Raw genomic sequence first — 248 nt, 5'->3', positions numbered from 1 at the left:
AAAGATGAGAATATTCTTCCCATCTTTTCAAAATTCAAGAAATCCTGATCTTAATGAAGGTTCTGATCTCTTTCTCTTTTTAATTTTTCTGGTGTGACATCGTTTCCTTCAGGATCGACGATTTTCACGGTTTTAAGTGTATTTTTCATAGAAGAACGAAAAGCTTTTAAATATTCTTCTCTTAAATGCTTTTGTTCTGTTTTTTCAGCGTCCGACAAACCGGTCTCTTTCGACTTTTTTGAAAGCTC

General features: G+C 33.5%; 1 protein-coding gene. It reads right to left on the bottom strand.

Translation table 11 applies throughout. From position 1 onward, the window contains the following. Positions 1-50 precede the first annotated feature (50 nt). A partial coding sequence (locus SB775_RS32325; protein WP_410865383.1) for a DUF896 domain-containing protein occupies positions 51-248 on the bottom strand: 198 nt, incomplete at its 5' end.

This window comes from Peribacillus sp. SIMBA_075 (assembly GCF_046534585.1).
Note: the sequence above shows the minus strand (reverse complement) of the source record. Positions and strands in the feature narration are given on the sequence as shown.